The following is a 16,733-nucleotide window of genomic DNA, read 5'->3' on the forward strand; positions in this document are numbered from 1 at the left end:
TATGGAAAGGGCGCGTCTCTTCTGCCTGATGGGCGCAGCGGCCTTGGTGCTGACATCCTGCGGCGGGGGCGATGGCGCAAGCCAGCCTTCGCCAGTCGGGACATCTGCGCCAGTAACGCCGCCTGCTCCGCCGGTCAGCGGGCGCGTATTTGCTGATCCTCCGCTGGAGGCTTTGAGCACTGGCGAGGTTGAGCAAGTCATCGCGCAGGCCGTGGGCGAGGCGCAGGCGCGCGGACTCCCGTCGGTTATCGCTGTGACGGACCGTGTCGGCAATGTGCTCGGCGTGTTTCAGATGAACGGCGCGCCGGCGACCACGCGCCTCAGCCGCCGCCAGATCGGCGGATTTGCGGCGGTAGGCGATGAGGTTGGCCTGCAAGGCGCAGAAGTTCCCGCAACCGCTGCGGCCATCGCCAAGGCCATCACCGGCGCGTATTTATCGAGCAGCGGCAATGCCTTCTCGACCCGCACCGCCAGCCAGATTGTGCAGGAGCATTTCCCGCCTGCCCCCACCACCATCGGCCTCGAAAGCGGCCCCTTGTTTGGCGTGCAATTCAGCCAATTGCCATGCTCAGACCTTAACGCGCGATTGGACGATGGGCTGATCGGGCCGAAGCGTTCGCCGCTTGGGCTGGCGGCTGATCCGGGCGGTTTCCCGCTTTATAAGAACGGCGTTGTTGTGGGCGGCGTTGGCGTAGTTGGTGATGGCGACTATGGTTTTGACCCCAATATCCTCGACGTTGTTGTTGACGCTGAAGAGGCAATTGCGCTCGCGGGTATTCAGAACTTTGCCCCGCCGCGCGAAATTCTCGCAGACCGTATCCCGGTGGATGGCACGAGCTTGCGCTTTAGCGATATGGTGGTCGGCGATTTGTCGCCGCTGCAAACCAGCTTTGGCGCAGTGAACGGCCCGGCTGGCGGGCTCGTCGCGGTAAACGGCTACACTGCCGCTGCGACCAGCGCGGGCACTGCTTACGGCACGGAAGTCTCGGGCATTCGCCGTAGCAGCCCGGCTGAGTTTGCCAATGAAGACGCCTACATCTTGAGCAATGGCGCGGGCGTGGGGCGTTTTCCCATCCGCGCAGGAACGGACGGTGTCAGCGTTGTGCAGCCGCTGACCGCTGCCGAAAGTCAGGCGATACTGGAGGAAGCCTTCACCATCCTGAGCCGCGCGCGTGCGCAAATCCGTCGTCCGCTTGATAGCCCGATGCAAGCGACCATCTCGCTGGTTGACACACATGGCGCGATCCTTGGCATTGTGCGATCGCCTGACGGGCCGATTTTCGGCACTGATGTGAGCCTGCAAAAGGCGCGCACGGCCGCGCTATTTTCCAATGCGGTGGCTGCTGACCAGTTCTTGAACACGCCGGTTGTGCCCGGCGTCACGAACATTCCCGCCGTGGTACAGCGCGTGCGCACTTTTCTGAATGATGCCACCGCGCTCACCGGAACCTTCGCCTTTGCGGATCGCTCTGGCGGCAATCTGGCGCGGCCATATTTCCCAGATGGCGAGGTCGGGCCAATTGCTGGGCCGCTCTCGGTCGAAGACCCGGACACGTTCAGCCCGTTCGCGGTCGGCCTTCAGCTTGATCTGGTGACGCCGAATATTGTCGAGCACCTCGGCTTTGTGCAGGGTTTGGGTCCAGATACGCAGCGCGGCTGCACGCAGCTTCCTGATGCACCGGGCGGCGGGAAGCGCATTGGCAACGGCATCCAGATTTTCCCTGGATCAGTGCCGATTTATCGCGGCGGCGAGCTGGTCGGAGGGCTTGGAGTCTCTGGTGATGGCATCGACCAAGATGACATGGTCGCCTTCCTTGGCACGCATAATGCGGGGCTACGGGTTGGCGGCATTGGCAATGCGCCAGTCGCTATCCGTGCAGATCAAATCGTGGTTGACGTGAACGGGCGGGGCGTTCGCCTCCGCTACGTCAATTGCCCCTTTGCACCGTTCCTCGACAGTGCCGAACAAAATGTCTGCGAGAGATTATGAGCGGGCTCGGTGTTGTCATAACTCTGCCGCTGTTGGCACAGGCGGGCGCCGCTCAGGTCGAGCAGCCTTCTGACGCGCCCGCACCGCCCGAGGTCCAAGCGGAACCGGACGCGCCGCCTCCGGTCGATAATCAGGTCATCGATGGTCGCCGCCGTCCGGATTACACTGGCCCGCTGCCAGAAGAGATTGACCAGAACAACATCGGCGCGGTACGACCCCCGCCGCCCGAAGCGTTTCCAACCGATCAAGTGCCGATCCCTGATCGCTGGCGGCTGATTGAGACGCTCGGCGTGGTCAAAGAGGATATTTTCGACCCCTATAATCAGAACACTTATAAGGGTGATCGCCCGATCAACCCCGACAAGGTTCCATGGCTGCCGATCACAGGCGATGACTGGTTTTTCGTTGCAAACCTCATCAGCGATACGGTGTTCGAACCGCGTACTTTTCCGATTCCCGTGGGCGTGCAAACCACGGAAGACCCGCAGCGTCTCGACGTATTTGGCGAAGAGTTTAGCCCAGTCTTTTCGCAGACCTTCATCACAGGTTTTGCGCTGCTCAAGGGTAACACTGCGTATAAGCCGCCAGACGTCGAATATCGCGTCACTCTCGCTTTCAATGTCAATCATGTCGATGTGCCTGAACGGCGCGTGCTGTTTGTCGAACCGAGCAAGCCAAGCCACCGGACAGACCATTTTGTGGGGGTGCAAGAGGCGTTTTTCGATTTCCACTTCCGCAATGTCTCAACGCGTTATGATTTTGACAGCGTGCGGATCGGTATTCAGCCATTTCAGGCTGATTTCAGAGGCTTCCTGTTCAACGACAACCAGCTCGGCGTCCGCTTCTTTGGCACGCGCGACAATAATCGTTTCCAGTACAATCTGGGCTGGTTTTGGCGGCTCGAGAAAGACACCAATAGCGGGCTGAATGCGGTGCTCCAACGGCCGCGCGATGACATGTTGCTAATCGCCAATGTCTATCGGCAGGATTTCTTGATCCCGGCGCTGACCAGCCAGTTGACCGTCGCGTGGAACGCGAACCGCGAGGGAGACGAGATCCAGATCGACGACAATGGCTTCCCGGTTCGTCCTGCGCTGCTGGGCGATTTGCGGGGGCGCGATTATGATGCCTATTACCTCGGTTATAATGCGGACGGGCGGATTGGCCGGATCAATTTGAGCGCCAGCGCTTACGGCGTTCTGGGCGAGGATCGGAACAATTTCTTCACCAGTCAGCCTGCTGATATTCGCGCATTCTTCGGCGCGGTGGAGGCGAGCTATGACCGCGATTGGATGCGTTTCCGGCTCTCGGCGGCCTATGCCAGCGGCGACGGCGATCCCTATGACAATGTCGAAACCGGCTATGATGCGGTGTTTGAAAACCCGATTTTTGCAGGCGCGGATACGTCATATTGGATCCGCCAGACCATTCCGTTCGCGGGCGGTGGCCGCGCGATTAGCGTCAATGGCCGCAATGGCATTTTGAACTCGCTGCGCAGCTCCAAAGAGCAGGGGCAATCGAACTTCAACAATCCCGGGTTGATGCTGGCTGGGCTGGGCGCGGATTTCGACCTGACGCCAGAGTTTCGCATTTCAGCCAATGCGAACCATTTGTGGTTTGAAAACACCGCGACGCTCCAAGCGCTGCGCAATGAAGGCTCGATCCCGAAAGACATCGGTTTTGACTTGTCCGCGGCGGCAATCTGGCGGCCTAAAGCCAACCAAAACATTGTTTTCCGCCTGTCCGGCGCGGCTTTGCTCCCGGGTGGAGGATTCAAGGATTTGTTCACCGATTTAGAGCGCGAAGATGCGTATCTTTCCGTCCTTGCTAATGTGATTTTGACCTACTGATGCGCGCGCTCCGATCCCTCCTATTCGCAGTGGCAATGCTGATCTTCGCCGGATCAGTTGCGATCACGCAAAGTCAGGCGGCAGAGAAGGAAACGCCGGTCAAACGCGACTATAGCAAGGTGACTGCTGGCCCTGCGCCCGCGCGCCAAAGCTTAGATGAAATGATGGCGAAGTCGGACGGGTGCCTCTCCTGCCACGTCAAAACCGACGCGCCGACTATGCACGCAACGCCTGCTGTGCGGCTGGGCTGTGTCGATTGCCATGGCGGTGATGTGTCGGTTCAGGGCAACTCCGAATTGCCGCATGATGCAGCAGAATATGTCGCTGCGCGCGATGCGGCCCATGTCCTGCCGAAATATCCCGAAAGCTGGCATTGGCCCAGCTCTGCCAACCCCAAGCAATCCTATGCGCTGCTGAATAAGGAAGACCCGATCTTCGTACGGTTTGTGAACCCGTCCGATTACCGGGTCGCGCGTGAGGCATGCGGGGCGTGCCACATGGATACGATTGAGGCGGGCGAGCGCTCCATCATGGCGACCGGCGCGATGCTATGGGGCGGGGCGGCGTATAATAACGGGATTTTGCCTTTCAAGAACTACATCGTGGGTGAGGCCTATACGCGTGATGGCAAGCCTGCGAAGTTGCAAAGCCCGGGCACGCCGCATGGCACGGTGACAGAGAACCAGAAAAAGCGGGGCGCGCTCGCTGAACTTTACCCGATGCCGACGTGGCATGTGATCCCGCCAGCGGATGCTTTCCGGGTGTTTGAGCGCGGTGGTCGGACGATCAACTCGCAGTTCCCCGAGATTGGTCTGCCTAATCCGACGGGAAGTATTCAGCGGCTGGAGGAACCAGGGCGGCCTGACCTCAAGCAATCCAATCGCGGGCCGGCAACGGGTCTGCGTGTCGCGATCCCTGTTTTGAACATTCACAAGACGCGCCTCAATGACCCGTTCACTTGGTTTATGGGGACGAACGATCAGCCGGGTGATTATCGCCATTCAGGCTGCGCGAGTTGCCATGTGGTCTACGCAAACGACCGCGAGCCGCGCCACTCGCTGACCTATGCACAATATGGCCGCGATGGGCAGAGCGTGACGGTTGATCCTACGATTGCTAGTAAGTTGGAAAAGGCGGATGAACATTCCGATCATGGCGCGCTGAAAGGTCCGAAAGATGGCTGGGACGCGCCGGAAGAAGACAAGGGGCCGGTTAAAGAGAAAGGCCACCCGCTGCGCCACGTCTTCACCCGTTCGATCCCAACCGCGCAGTGCATGAATTGCCACATGCACCAGCCCAATATCTTCCTTAATTCCTACCTCGGCTACACCATGTGGGATTACGAATCCGATGCGCCGCTGATGTGGCCCGGGCCGGAGAATACCACGCCAAAACCGCCTGGCATGTCGGATGAGGATTATCAGAGGTTCTTTAAGGAACAGCGCTATCCAACGGCGGAAGAAATCCGCAAAATCCTCGACCGCAACCCAGAGGCCGCTGCGCCCAAGGGGCTGTGGGGTGATCTCGATTTCCTGCGCAATGTCTATGATCTCAACCCGCAGATGAAAGATACGCAAATCGCCGATTATCACGGCCATGGGTGGAATTTCCGCGCGATATTCAAGCGGGACCGCGAAGGCAATCTGCTCGATAAAGACAATAATATCGTCGATAATGACGATCCGGAGAAGTGGCGCAAGGAGGGCGAGGAGAAGTTTGTTCCCGTTGGCACGAACCCCGGCAAGACTGTGCATATGATGGACATTCACGCTGAGAAGGGGATGCAATGCGCGGATTGTCACTTTGCGCAGGATAGCCACGGCAATGGCCTGATTTACGGCGAGGTCGCCAACGCAATTGAGATTAGCTGCAAGGATTGTCACGGCACCGCCGATGCCTATCCAACGCTGCGCACCAGCGGCCCCGCAGCCCCGCCCAAGGGGCATGATCTTGCACTATTGCGTAATCCCGATGGTCAGCGCCGCTTTGAATGGACTTATGACAGCATGGGCCGCAAGGTGCTCCTCCAGCGCTCGATCATTGACCCCAATCTTGAGTGGGAAATGAGCCTGACCAAAGACACGGTTGATGCGACCAGCCCGCATTTCAATGCCAAGTCGGCGCGTGCCAAGCTGATGAGCAAAACTGGCGGCGAAACGGGCCGATTTGAGTTTGGCACTGGTATTGCGAGCGATGACCGCGCGCATCAGGACGAGGAAATGGCGTGCTTCACTTGCCACCTCAGCTGGACGACGAGCTGCGGCGGGTGCCACTTGCCGATTGAGGCGAATTGGAAGAGCAAGGTTCACCGCTATGACGGCGAAACAACGCGGAATTTCGCGAGTTATAACCCGCAAGTCGCGCGCGATCAGATGTTCCAGCTCGGCAAGCACCAGACGACTAAGGGCAATCAAACTGCGCCGGTCCGCTCGACTAGCGCGCTCGTGCTGTCTTCGACCAATATCAACCGCGAGCGGATTTATATTCAGCAGCCTCCCGTGGCCGCTTCGGGTTATTCGAGCCAAGCCTTCGCGCCGCATTTCCCGCATACGGTGCGGCTTACCGAGACCAAGCAATGCAGTGATTGTCACCTTTCCGATGCAGACGATAACAATGCGATCATGAGCCAGCTTCTGCTGCTCGGTACGAATTTCGTGAACTTTGTCGGGCTGAATGCCTGGGTCGGCGAGGATAACGGCTTCGAAGCTGTCCGCGTCACCGAATGGGACGAGCCGCAGGCCGTGCTCGGCTCTTATCTGCACCGCTATTCTTACCCCGATTATTGGCGCATGCATGTCGAGGACAATGACCGCGAGCTGATGGATTGGACACGAGGGAAGACCTTTGACGATGATGTCGGCGGCGAGACCAAAGCGTTTGAACAATTCGCCAATGTCCATGAGGGGACGCGCGATGCGGTGCGCTGTCTGCAATTACGCGGCGAATATATGTTCGTGGCTGAGGGCAAGGGCGGCTTCCGCGTCTATGACGTCGCCTCAATCGCAAATAAGGGCGTAAGTGAGCGGATCATTACTGCTCCCTTCAGCGCGATGGGCCATGACACGCATGTGAAGAGCAAGAATGCAACCTGCGTTGCGCTGCCCACCAATCAGCCGGTCAGGCCAGACCGCAACCGCGCCATGGCGGCGGAAATCGTCAAAGATGCTGAGGGCAATCCAGTAATGGGTGCCGATGGCGAGCCGCTGAGCCTGCTCGATGTGAACGAGGAACAGCCGATCCGTGCGATCTATGACTATGCGGTAATCACTGACGCAATCGAAGGCTTGATCCTCGTCAATGTGACGACCATGAATGATGGCGAGTTCCGCAATAACCAGCTCGATCGCGCGGTGACATGGAATGAGGGCGGCGTGCTCGATGGCGCGCGGCATGTGCATCTGGCTGGCGATATTGCCTATATCACGGCGGATCGCGGCCTCGTTGTGGTCGATCTCTCAGATCCACTCCAGCCCCAACTTTCCGCCGTACGAGAGCTTCGTGATGCGCGGGCCAGTGCGATCCAGTTCCGCTATCTTTGGGTGACGGATTCTGAGGGGATCAAGCTGTTTGACGTCACCACCCTGCGCAATCCTGTGCCCGTGCCGCAAGGCAGTGTGGCGCTCGCCAATGCCCAGCGGCTCTATATCGCGCGGACTTATGCTTATGTCGCGGCCAAGCAGGAGGGGTTGGTGATCCTCGACATTACCAAGCCGCTTGCGCCGACCATTTACGCTAAGGAAACGCTTGGCGGGACCATGACTGATGTGGAGGATGTTGTTGTCGCCTCCACCAATGCCTCGCTGTTTGCTTATGTGGCCGACGGGGTGAACGGGATGAAAGTACTCCAGCTCACTTCGCCATCAAGCCAGCCCAATTTCTACGGCTTTAGCCCTGCGCCCAAGCCTGAAATGGTGGCCTGGGCAAAAACCAAAGGAGCTGCGCTCGCGATGAGCAAAGGCATCGACCGTGACCGTGCGGTGGACGAGACCGGTGGTCAGATCGCCGTGTTTGGGCGCCTTGGCTCACGGCCCTTTACCCGTAGTGAGATGGAGCGACTGTTCCTCACCCGCTCTGGCATTCCGTGGAAGGTCTCGGACGAGGCGGATATGACGAATTGGGTCGGTGCGAGCATGCCTGATGCTGGGCCTAGGCAAAGCACAGAGGCGCCAGCTCTCGGAAACTAAGGCACCGCCCTCAGGCCGTTTCCGCTTTATTTGCGGGCCAGTGCTTCATGGTAGCAGGAGGAGGTGAGGGGTTCATTTCCGTCTCATCCAGCGCGGCAAGCGCCCGCTCACGGTCATCCTCAGTGAACGATCCTGTGGTTAGGCAAAACTCAACCATGTTGCCATTGGGATCGCGTGTGTAGACGGAATGGCACCAATTGTGATCTAGCTCGAGCACATCGAGCCCCGCCTCGTTCCAGCGCGTCCGCCAGCTATCTAGCTCCTCGCGTGAGTGCACATCAAAACTGAAATGATTGGTGCCTTGCGGCATGTTCGCGGCCTTGTTGAGGTCAAACTCCAGCGTCTCTTGCTTTGCCGTGTCATGCAATTCCCAGAAGGCGATGAACTTGCTGTCATCGCCGTCCATCCGGTAGAAAAAGTGCTTGCCCCACCCGCCTTCCATGATTGGGGCGACTTCGACTTTGACCAGTTCAAAACCCATCACGCCCTCATAGAACGCATGGATCGCTTTCATGTCTTTCGCGGCCAATGCCAGGTGATGATAGCTCATTGTGTTCTCCAGAACCTTGGTTTTCTGCTTGTCGGAAGCGCTTACTGCTCGCGCTTGTCGACCATTCCCATAACGTCAGCGGTTGTCCCTTTGGGTGCGGGCACTTCGACCACCCGCTCGTCCACATCATCATATTCCAGCTTAAAGGCCCGGCTCATGATCCCATGCATCATATAGGTGCAGGTGATGTAGGTCAGCTCGATAATCTCGACCTCGCTCAGATGTGCCTTCAGCTCGTCAAATAGCGCATCGGGCACACGGCCATATTGCAGCACAAGCGCATCGGTATAGGCGAGCACCGCCCTCTCTTTCGCATCGAAACATGTCGCGGTGGGCCAATGCGCGATGGCTTCTGCCTGCTCGTCGGTTAGGCCAGCAAAGCGCGCCGCCTTCATGTGCTGCGAATAGACGAATTGTGAGCCAACCAAAAAACCGGCGCGCGTCTGCCCGAGCTCGCGCAAAGTGTCGCTCAAAACGCGCTTTGGCGAGCGGTAGAATGCGAACCCCTCGGTCGTATGCTTGAAGGCGTCGGGAACCTGCGCAAAGACTGTCCACCAATTGCCTGGCGTGCCTGTTGCGGTGCCGGGCTCGGCGACCGGGTCACGCTCGCCGAACAAGACCCTATAGAGGCCCTTGAGATAGTCATCCTCAAGCTCGCGGCGGGGCACTTCTCTCAATCTTGGCATACCAATATCCTTCTGTTTTCAGGCGCGATTAGCGCTGGCGAATAGGATGTTCTGCACGCTAGTCTCGTTTCCGTTTCTGGTCCAATGAGTTGCGGGAAAAGCTAAGCTGCCATTCATTTGGCAAGCGCTAGCGATAGCCACCACGTCGGACTGGGGTGTCCCTGCGTAGTGGATGGGAGGGTGCAAGAGATGAGGCATGCTATGATAGCCGCGTTTGCTGCGCTAATCACTCCGCTGCCAATGGTTGCAACCGTCGCGCATGCTCAAAACGTTGCCGCGCCTCCCGGTTGGTCTGACGCGCAAAGCGGCGACAAGCGGATCCTCTCAAAAGACGGGATCACCATAGAAATTGGTCCTTGGCAGAGCGCCGAGGGAAGCTCGATTCGCGCTTGGCTGAAATCGCAAGAACGCCGCGGCGCACCGGATATTCGCCATGTGTCGACCCAGAGACTTCACGCTGAAAAAGCGGTTCGTGGCAGCTACTCGCTCCTACGCAATGTTCAGGTCAATGGACGTGACCAAATCTCGGTGCTTTATGCCTGTCCGGGCCAAGACGGCACTGTAATGCTGATGGAAATGCGCGGCGCAGTGACCCGCCAGAACGCCGCTGATATCACGCGCGGCGCGAAGTTTGGCGAGGAAGTTTGCGCGGCCGACCCCAATGTTGCGAGCGCGTCAAGGGCCGGCAACAAACTGGCCGTCGCGGAACGTACACCGCGCAAGCCGGTATCAACCCAATCTCTCGCCGCTGCAAATGCGCAGATACCGGCTGGCTCGCACCCACAGTCGGCCAGCATCGTGCTGGTTAACAAATGGGTTGGCTTTCCCGCTGTCCGAGTGAGCGAGGCCGTCGCCATGATGCGCTTTGCCAATGGCTATGAGACGGCGTGCACCAAGTGGAACCCGATGACCCAATCGCCAACGCCTGAATCGGCAGGGCGTATGAAGCGCTGCAAAGTTGAGAGGGGCGCAAGTAAGGGCAAGCCCGCCAAGAAATTCCGCGCTGGCGAGACGATTGACATATCCTTTGGCCGGACATCGGGCGTATCGCGCGATCTTGGTGGCAGTAACTCAAGCACAATTTCCGGCGGGACGCTGCGCATGACCAAAAGTGGCCGCATCCAGATTGGCAAATTCAATACGTTCTCGGTTAGCGCAGCCGGGTCAGGTGCAGGCGGTGGAAATCGCCGCGGCACTCTCTCCGGTGAGTATTATCTCAATGGCCACACCATCACAATCAAAGACGTGCGAGGCAGAATCCATCACGGATTTATCGCCGCCAGCTCAAACAGTGGCAGTAGTAAGATTGACCATGTCTACATCAATGGCGAACATTATTGGGATCGAAAGAAATAGGGCTAAGCGTCTTGTGTTCGAGCTAATCTCTCTCGCCCATTAGCTCGCGGATCATTGGTTGCAAATGCGGGCCGTAATAGGCGAGATAGTCCCAATCGCTCACTTCTTCATAATGCGTAACAAGGTTTTTGCCGTCCCAGCGATGGAGCGCGTAAGTCGGGCTCTCGGTGGTGATGAGGCCACGCGCATCGGGCTTCTCCCCGCTGATATCGCGAAAATCGAGTGAAACGAGCGGCGCGACCGACGGGGTTACAGACAGGGGAATACCGCAGAAGCTGGTATTTAATGCGCGGTGCAAATGCCCGCAATGGATCGCAAGGACACGGTCCTCAAAGCCTTCCAAACCTGCCGCGACATTGGCGATCCACGGCTCGTCGGGCCCGGGGTCCATCCAATCAATGCCCGAAACCACCGGCGGGTGATGCATGAAGATGACGCAGGGAAGCTCGCTCTCCGCCAGTTTTCTCCGCAACCAGTCGCGCCGAGCCTCGCAGAATGCTCCGCCATGTCGCCCCTCTTCGAGCGTATCAAGACAGATGATGCGGAGCCCCTCGCGCTCCACCACGTAATGCACAAATCCATCTTCAGTTGGGCAATCCGGGAAGGCTCGCAGTAGCTCTTTGCGCGTGTCGTGATTGCCAACCATCGGTAGAAGGTTGAAGCCGCGTTTGGCGAGCATCGCGGCGGTCTTGGTGAAGCTCTCTTCATCGCCGCGATCAGTTATGTCGCCGGACAAGATCAGAAACTCGAGCTCATTGGGAGCTTTCACCAAGCGATCAAGCACGGCCCGAAAGCGGATGCGGTTAAGCTCTTCTGGCTTCGCGTCGGGATCGAAGCCGATGTGGATGTCGGTGATCTGCGCAATCAGCATGATGATGTCCTCGCGGCCCGCACTTTAGCGCTCCACCCTTGAAATGCGCGCGACCTGCTTTGCGGTGTCCGTCGGATGATCCTCTGGCAAGCGCCCGGTTGGCGGGTGGTAGGAATGGCACATTGCGCAGCTTGAGGGGACTTCGGCCTCGACCGCTTGCTCGCCCTGGTGGCACTCGCGGCAGCTATCGAGCTTGGGCAGCAGCAGATCATTGGCGCTCTTGCTGGTTTCGGCGGCGTGGCAGCTGACGCAAGTTTCCTGCTCATGCGCCTGGTGATTGAAACGCCCGGTCTGGAAATAGAAGGGGCGCAAATTCACCGGCACAACGTCAGGACGGCCGTTGGTTGTGGTTGGCATGTGGCATTCGCCGCAAACACCATCTTTGGACAGCGCCTGATTGATGGCGATGTAATTTCTCTGCGGCCGGCCAAAGTTCTGATAGTAGCGGCGCCCTTGTGCGAATTCGCCAGGGCGGCTGCGCCCAGCGGTGATCGCGCGGCGCGGGGCGCGGTCCATTGCGGCCAGATCCGCGCGCATTTCGTCAACGTCGCCGTGGCGCAAGCTGCGGAAGGTGGATCCGACCTTGTCATAGACGAGGCTGTGACAGGCTTCGCAATTCTCCTCCATATTGACCGGCTCAAAGTCGACGCGGGTTTCCGGCAATGTGTGGCAGTCCGAGCATTCGAGTCCGTCTCCATATTGCGATAGGCTGTTGGCCATGCGCGCAACGCCGCCAGTGCCGCTCATATGCAAGTCATGCGGGAATTTGAGGCCGTGCTCTTCTCGTGGGTTCCCATCAAGCGAGATCCGCTCTGGTTTCTCTTGGCCGAGCTCAGTGTAAATCAGCGCCATGAATTGCGGGTGATGATCGCCAAAGTCGCCCGCATTCTCAAGCTTTGTATCAGTCAGGCGGGTATCCATGGTGTCATGACATTCAGCGCAGAATTTCTGTGAAGCCGGTTCCATTTTGCCAGCGCCTTCATGTTCGCTGTGGCAGGTGGTGCAGGAACCGGGGCCTTCTTTGCCAAGCGTGGTGGCGACAGCCCATTGCAGCTCGTCTCCGGTGGACATTGGCCCGCGTCCGGTCAGCTGGCGCGGGATCTCTGCGTGATCGCCAAGGCCCTCGTGGCAGGTAAGGCAAGTGTCGTCGCGCACGGCCTCAAAGGCGTTGACGTGGCATGCCTCGCAATTGTCCTCCAAGCCATGGTGCGCAGTGCTGAGCGCGCCTGTGCTCCAGCTTGCATCCATCGCGACTTGGCCTTCGCGGTCTGCATCCGGGACGAGCTTATCGCGGGTCAAGTGCGACCATATCGGCACAGCAAGAAATGCGAGAAGAATGACGCTGAGGCTGATCCACGCCATTGTGCGCTTGCTCGGCATAGCGCTCGCGAGGTCAAATCCGCGCACGGCATCGCGCGTGTCTTCTGCCTCTTGTTGTTGCTGTATGGTTATCGCAACGGGGCCGCCATCGCCTTCGCGCGCAAATTGCAGGCGGTATGTGCCAAAGGTGAGCTCTCCGCCGCCCGCCGGATCAAAGCTCGTATCGGTGGTGGTGCGCCCCTCGTGTTGAAACCCAAGCGTACCGATAGATGATACGCGCACGGCGTTACCATCGGCCTCGATGCGGGCGTGTTCTTGCTCCACTGCGAGATCAGGAATGACGATATCGTTGCTGGTCGCACGGCCAATGCTCAGCGTGGTTCCATAGGCATTGCGCTCGCGCACAATCTCGCGGCCAGAGGCGGTGTAATCAATCGTGCGGAGAAGAAATGCCATGCGTCTCAACCCCAATAGTAGAAGACGCTGACGATATGCGCGGTCAGTGCTGCCAGCAGCGCAATCGTCATGGGAATATGAAAAAACAGCCAGATTTCGAGCAGTGCTTTGGTGCGCATGTGGCGGCGGATTTGCTCCATCTGGCCTTGGCGGCGTGAGAGGAGTGCGCGGACCTTTTGCTCAGCGCCATCGTCGCCCTTGCCATCATGCGCGCGGGCAGCGGAAATTTGCTCCAGCGCTCTGGCCGTGGGGTCGCGCCGCGTCCTGCCCTTCAGGCGCCCCCAGACGCCCGCCTTGAACACGTCTTGCTCAAGGGCGGTAATCACCAGATCGGTGTCCGCACGGTCCAGCGGCTGTGCGGCTTGCTCCAGCTGACGGTCAATCGCATCAAGGGCTTCAACCATTTGTCCGCGCGTCATTTCCCGGCGGGTCTGGCTCAGTTTTTCCGGGAGGTTGGCGTAAGCTGTGATGCCGTAAATGCCGGAAATGACCACCAGCATCATCAATACCCATGCCAGCGTATGGACGTTCCAGCCAAGCTGAAAGCCGGTGTGCAGCGTGCCGATCACCACCAGAACGAGGCCAAGATAGACATGCGCGCTGGTCCATCCCTTCAGGCTCCACCGGCCCGGATTGGCGCGGCGTTTGCGAATGCCAAGCAGGCTGAGCCAGACGATCAGCCCGGCTCCAATTGTGCCCAACGTATAGCCATACCAACTGCCGCCATTATGGCGCGGTTCCACATCAATGAGCAGGTAAGTGAGGATCGCGACCAGCGCGATGACAATCGCGATTTTGAGCCATTTGAACCGTTTGTGCGCGAGAAAACCTTCGTGGTCTGCCCCGCGGCGGCCATCATGGAATTCAAAATCTTTCTCCGCCGCGCTCGCCATCAATCGATCTCCTCAAGCCGAGTAACGGTGAGGAATTTCTCTGGGCTAACGCGGATTGCTGCGCCCGTTGGACACGCACGCACACAGGCTGGGCCGCCGTCAATTCCAGAACACATATCGCATTTGATCGCGGTTTTTGGTGCTGGTTCGGCCTGTTTCTCAGCCTCTTTCTTGCGCCAAAAATACGGTGCTTCGCCGGGGCCGGGGCCGCGCCCGAAGAGTAGCCAGGAAATGAGCGATGGCTTCTCCGGCGGTTTCGCATCCATGCGGATCACGCCGTATGGGCAATTGCGCTGACAATTGCCGCAGCCAATGCAGGTCTCGTCAATGAACACCTCACCGTCCGCTCCGCGTTTGATCGCGTCGGGCGGGCAATCGGCCATGCAATGCGGGTGTTCGCAGTGGCGGCATGACGTCGGCACATGGAGGTGCGCGTAGGTTCTGCCCGCTTCCCGGTCGAGGCGGGAGAGGCCTTCATGGCTGTCCGCACATGCCTTTTCGCAATTGTCGCAGCCAACGCACAGCTTTTCGTCAATCAGCAACACATCGGTCGCCTCGCCAATGCCTTCTTCGATGAGGAAACGTGCGGTTTCGGAATACATGTCGACCGCGCCGCCGAAGGTGTCTTTGCGGCTTTCGACAAAATCGTTGATCTCGCGGCGGGTTGCCATCTCCGCTTTGGCGCGGTCGGTGAGCTTTGGATTGCGCGCCAGAAGCGCGTTAAACACTTCACCGGGGAAGCGAATGACTTCTGACTTGATCGCGGCTTTGACGGTCGCAGTGCGGCGACTGCCGTCGATCACCGCCATTTCGCCGAAATAGGCCCCGGCGGGCAGATAAGACATGAAGACGGGGCTTCCGCCGATCTGCTTTTCCACGATCATCGAGCCGCGCTGGATAATGTAAATGTCCTTATCCTCGGCATGTTCCGCAATCACGGTCTCGCCAGCGCGGACCTCGACCATTTCTGCGGCGGCAACCAAATCAGCGACATCTTCTTTTGTGATGCCAGGGCCGAAGATTTGCAGCAATTGCCGCTCGATTGTGATGCGGTTGACGGCGCGCGCTGCACTTGGCGCGGTGGCTAGCAATTTGAGCGCCGCCGTGCGCGAGAGTTCCATGCATACGGTGGGCTCTGCAGCACGAATAGTGGCTCCGCGGCGGCGGCCAGATATCAGGCCAACCTCGCCAAATATTGTGCCTTGCTCAATCGGCACTGTGACGGATGGATCATCTGAGTTGACCTCGACCAGCACCGACCCTTCAGCGATGGCGAACATGGATGATCCGGGATTATTACGGGTGAAAATCGTCTCATCGAGCTGGAAGGAATGGACATCACTATCGAGCATTAGCTCGCGGATTTGCAGCGGTGAGAGCTCTTGCAGAATGACGACCTGGCTGCGGAAGGTCTCCAGCCACTCATCAACCGAGCGATTGCCTGGGAGGCTCGCAAACTTCTCAGCAAGAATGGGCTCGTCTGCTGGCTTGAGATCGCTATTCCCGTTAAGGAACTCGATCACATCATAGCCTTGGTTCATACAGTGCTTGATCAGCGGATAGCCCGCCAGTGCGCCGATCACGTGAATGCCGGCCTGTGTCGTTTCAAAGCTCGGCGTCAGCTGAGGAAAAGCCGCGCGATCCTCGCTGGTGAAAGTGATCCCCATCGCCTCAACAAAGCCGCGCGGAGGCTGAGAACCGGTGCGCGCGATGATCCGGTCACAGCGAATAGTCTCCTGCCCGTCGCGCGTATCGAGTACGAGCTCCTTCTCGCGTACTTCAGCGGGAGAGGTTTCCCGGCGTACCGAAATCCGGCCATCCGCCTCGGCTTCTTCAAGCAATGTGACATTGGCGGCCTTGGCCCGCGCAAAGCTGTCGCGGCGGTTGAGAATGCTCACCGTGTTGCGCTGCGCCGGATCAGCAGCAAGGCCCAAAGCGTTCTCGATCCCAGCATCGCCGGAACCAATGACGGTGATATGCTCGTCAAAATACTCGCCGGGATCATCGAGCTGATATTGGATATGCGGCAAATCCGCGCCGTCTACGCGCAGAACGTTCGGGTTGCCCTGCGTGCCAATCGCCAGCACGATGGCTTCTGCGCTCAGTGTTTCGCCATTCTTTAGCTTAATTGCGAAATTGCCTGCACTGCCTGTTATCTCCGCAACTTCGGCGTTGAGCTTCACATTGACCTTTTGCGCCGCAATCTGATCATCCCATGTCCCAAGGATCGCCTCGCGCTTACCCGCATCAAAATCGAGGTCAGAGCGCAGCACCAGATTGCTGGGCGTAGCCATGACGTGCTTGCCCTTCTGGTATTTGAAAATGGTGTCGGAGAGGTGGTCAGTCTTCTCCAGCAAGACATGGCTCATGTTCAGCTGCGCAGCGCGCGCCGCCGCACTCAGCCCCGCTGGGCCTGATCCCACAATTGCCACGCGATACGTATCGGCCAACCGTCCCCTCCAGGTTTGCCTATGCAGGTCTTCGCGCCCGTATTCTTATGTTTATGTCGCTTATAATAGGGCAAATGCGACAATTGGCCAGATTGAAATGCGTCCGATGTGTACAAGCGGTGATTGT

10 protein-coding genes are annotated in these 16,733 nt (G+C 58.6%); 4 read left to right on the forward strand and 6 right to left on the reverse strand.

Annotated features, from left to right (window positions below):
* The first annotated feature begins 1 nt into the window (after window position 1).
* The 3 genes from ACFCXQ_RS06825 to ACFCXQ_RS06835 are packed head-to-tail and all read left to right on the forward strand — an operon-like array spanning window position 2 to window position 8,024.
* The gene (locus tag ACFCXQ_RS06825) at window positions 2-1,990 is read left to right on the forward strand and encodes a heme-binding protein (protein ID WP_379554330.1); all 1,989 of its coding nucleotides are present in this window, start codon (window positions 2-4) and stop codon (window positions 1,988-1,990) included.
* Window positions 1,987-3,840: a hypothetical protein gene (locus tag ACFCXQ_RS06830; RefSeq protein WP_379554332.1), complete on the forward strand. Its 1,854-nt coding sequence runs from the start codon at window positions 1,987-1,989 to the stop codon at window positions 3,838-3,840. The genes ACFCXQ_RS06825 and ACFCXQ_RS06830 overlap by 4 nt, the downstream gene beginning before the upstream one ends.
* Before the next feature lie 35 nt (window positions 3,841-3,875).
* A complete protein-coding gene (locus ACFCXQ_RS06835) occupies window positions 3,876-8,024 on the forward strand; it encodes a hypothetical protein (protein ID WP_379554577.1) in 4,149 nt (1,382 codons plus the stop codon).
* A 10-nt stretch (window positions 8,025-8,034) separates the two neighbouring features.
* On the opposite strand, the gene ACFCXQ_RS06840 is transcribed toward ACFCXQ_RS06835, so the two are convergent.
* A complete protein-coding gene (locus ACFCXQ_RS06840; RefSeq protein WP_379554334.1) occupies window positions 8,035-8,574 on the reverse strand; it encodes a VOC family protein in 540 nt (179 codons plus the stop codon).
* Window positions 8,575-8,615: 41 nt separating this feature from the next.
* The gene (locus ACFCXQ_RS06845) at window positions 8,616-9,260 is read right to left on the reverse strand and encodes a carboxymuconolactone decarboxylase family protein (protein ID WP_379554336.1); all 645 of its coding nucleotides are present in this window, start codon (window positions 9,258-9,260) and stop codon (window positions 8,616-8,618) included.
* A gap of 201 nt (window positions 9,261-9,461) precedes the next feature.
* Between ACFCXQ_RS06845 and ACFCXQ_RS06850 the strand changes: the two genes are divergently transcribed.
* Window positions 9,462-10,616, forward strand: coding sequence for a hypothetical protein (locus tag ACFCXQ_RS06850; protein WP_379554338.1), 1,155 nt, complete (start codon window positions 9,462-9,464; stop codon window positions 10,614-10,616).
* Between the two features lie 22 nt (window positions 10,617-10,638).
* On the opposite strand, the gene ACFCXQ_RS06855 is transcribed toward ACFCXQ_RS06850, so the two are convergent.
* Genes ACFCXQ_RS06855 through ACFCXQ_RS06870 form a run of 4 tightly spaced genes read right to left on the reverse strand, consistent with a single transcriptional unit; the run spans window position 10,639 to window position 16,606 of the window.
* Window positions 10,639-11,487 carry a metallophosphoesterase gene (locus ACFCXQ_RS06855; RefSeq protein WP_379554339.1) on the reverse strand — a complete coding sequence of 283 codons (849 nt, stop codon included), beginning with the start codon at window positions 11,485-11,487 and terminating at the stop codon, window positions 10,639-10,641.
* Window positions 11,488-11,511: 24 nt separating this feature from the next.
* On the reverse strand, window positions 11,512-13,263 hold the full coding sequence (locus ACFCXQ_RS06860; protein WP_379554341.1) for a cytochrome c3 family protein: 1,752 nt from the start codon (window positions 13,261-13,263) through the stop codon (window positions 11,512-11,514).
* A 5-nt stretch (window positions 13,264-13,268) separates the two neighbouring features.
* Window positions 13,269-14,156, reverse strand: a complete 888-nt coding sequence (locus tag ACFCXQ_RS06865) for a hypothetical protein (RefSeq protein WP_379554342.1) — start codon at window positions 14,154-14,156, stop codon at window positions 13,269-13,271.
* Window positions 14,156-16,606, reverse strand: coding sequence for a cyclic nucleotide-binding domain-containing protein (locus ACFCXQ_RS06870; protein WP_379554344.1), 2,451 nt, complete (start codon window positions 16,604-16,606; stop codon window positions 14,156-14,158). Before ACFCXQ_RS06870 ends, ACFCXQ_RS06865 begins: the two co-directional genes overlap by 1 nt.
* Between the last annotated feature and the right edge of the window lie 127 nt (window positions 16,607-16,733).

This window comes from Qipengyuania rhodophyticola (assembly GCF_042493225.1).
Classification (GTDB): Bacteria; Pseudomonadota; Alphaproteobacteria; order Sphingomonadales; family Sphingomonadaceae; genus Erythrobacter.